General features: G+C 31.2%; 3 protein-coding genes. All 3 read right to left on the reverse strand.

The genetic code is table 11. From position 1 onward, the window contains the following. The coding region (locus AB2369_RS13085) for a hypothetical protein (protein WP_367666911.1) at positions 1-238 on the reverse strand (238 nt) is incomplete at its 3' end. A 206-nt stretch (positions 239-444) separates the two neighbouring features. Further along, positions 445-1,233 (reverse strand): flagellar hook-basal body complex protein, encoded by a 789-nt coding sequence (locus tag AB2369_RS13090; protein ID WP_367666912.1) that lies wholly within the window; start codon positions 1,231-1,233, stop codon positions 445-447. 16 nt (positions 1,234-1,249) lie between these two features. Next, positions 1,250-2,023: a flagellar hook-basal body complex protein gene (locus AB2369_RS13095; protein ID WP_367666913.1), complete on the reverse strand. Its 774-nt coding sequence runs from the start codon at positions 2,021-2,023 to the stop codon at positions 1,250-1,252. Positions 2,024-2,035 lie beyond the last annotated feature (12 nt).

The raw sequence follows: 2,035 nt of genomic DNA on the forward strand, positions 1-2,035 counted from the left end.
GTATAAACATAAGTGGTGCAATAAATCCACACAAAAGACTTTTAGTCATAATAGATAAGGATTCATAAAACTTTATCTTATCCTTAAGATTTAAATTTCGCCTCTCACTATTACTTATATCTAAAATAATAAAGGCTACCAAGGCATTAATTATCTCTGACTTATATGTTATAAGATTAAATAAAAAGTACAAGGCTACTATAAAAGCTAAGTATAAGACCTCTCTAATTACCTTCATAGTTATTAAAGACTTTAATTTCTTATTAATATAAAAAAATATTTTCTGTCTATCAATTTTCCAAAATAATATACTAAATAAACATCCAACAATATACCCTACCCCAAAGCTATTTCCTCCCATATAATTAATATCAATAAATTATATGCTTGGCTCTTTGTTTATATTAAAATTTTTTATAAAATTTCTTACTTAGCTTTAAAGTCTTATCTACCTCTTATATTATTAACCATACCCCACATATCATCTGCTGTTTTAAGTCCCTTTGAACTTAATTCAAAAGCTCTTTGAGTTAATATCATATCTGTAAACTCTTTAGCCATATCCACATTAGATCCTTCTAAGAATCCCTGATGTATTAAAGAGTCCTGAACCTCATATAGGTTAGCTTCTGGTGAAACCTCATATAGGCTTTCTCCAACTGGTATCATTCCATTAGATCCCACAGCATTAAATACTGGTATTCTACCTACCTGCACTACAGTATTATTTTCATTTTTAAATATATTACCATTATTATCTACAATTAAATTATTTTCTGACAAGTTCACGTTATTTCCATTGAATCCCTCTTCATACTCTACATAAAGAAGGTTTCCTCTACTATCAACAAGTCTTCCTGCCTCATCTACTATAAATGCTCCACTTCTTGTATAGGCTTCACTTCCATCTGCTCTTGTAACCCTATAGTATCCTTCCCCTTCAATGGCAATGTCTGTGGATTTTTTTGTATCTATAAGAGGCCCTTGAATGTTTTCACGAGTCCATGCATCACTTCTAACCCCAGTACCTGTATAGGGATCTTGAGCTCTATTTCCATTTTCAGCTATGGGATATCCTTGTCTATTTAAGGTTTCACTCATTAAGGATTTAAAGCTTACATTTACTCTCTTATAACCATCAGTACCTAAGTTAGCTAAGTTATTTGATATAGCATCTAGCTTATCTTGGTTAGCTGCCATTCCACTTTTACTATTCCAAAGAATTCTAAGCATAGTTCATCCTCCTATATTATCTTAAAGCTCCTACTTCATTAGCAGCTTTTCCTAAAGTTTCATCCATCATTTGAATCATTTTTTGGTTAGTTTCAAAATGTCTCATAACTGTCATCATATTTACCATTTCATCAATTACATTTACATTAGAGGCTTCTAAGGCATTTTGTTTTACATAAAAGTCTCCTTGAAAGTTAGGATTTTCTCCTTGATAAAGATTATCTCCTACCTTAAGTAAACTATTATAATTTTCGAAATCAGCCATTAAAAATCTATGAGATAGGTTATTATCTATAGATATATTACCTTCATTATCTACAGCAAGTTTTCCATTTCCAACATATATAGGCTCCCTTCTCCCTGTGGATAAGTTTTCTCCAAGAACTCTATTTCCATTGCTACCAACTAGATATCCTTGAATATCCACATTAAATTTTCCATCTCTTGTATAATAATCTCTTCCATTTTCTCCTTGAAGGGTGAAAAATCCTCTTCCATTTATAGCAAAGTCTGTTTCTCTATCACTATCTATAATATTACCCTGAGAAAAGTAAGTTAAGGTTTCATCTATCTTACTTCCAAGGCTTATACTTCCTATGGTGTTCTTCACATTCTTTCCTAAAACAGTTTTATCATAGTTTGAAAGTAGTACATCTTCAAATTTTCTAGTTGCCAAATTTTCTGTTTTATATCCTATAGTGTTGGCATTGGCTAAATTATTTGTTATAATGCTTTGCTTTGCTTCTTGAGTAATAAGTCCTGATACTGCTGTATAAATACCTCTAATCATTCCTGCACATCC

The organism is Clostridium sp., assembly GCF_040797585.1.
In the GTDB taxonomy this organism is placed as follows: Bacteria; Bacillota; Clostridia; order Clostridiales; family Clostridiaceae; genus Clostridium_Z.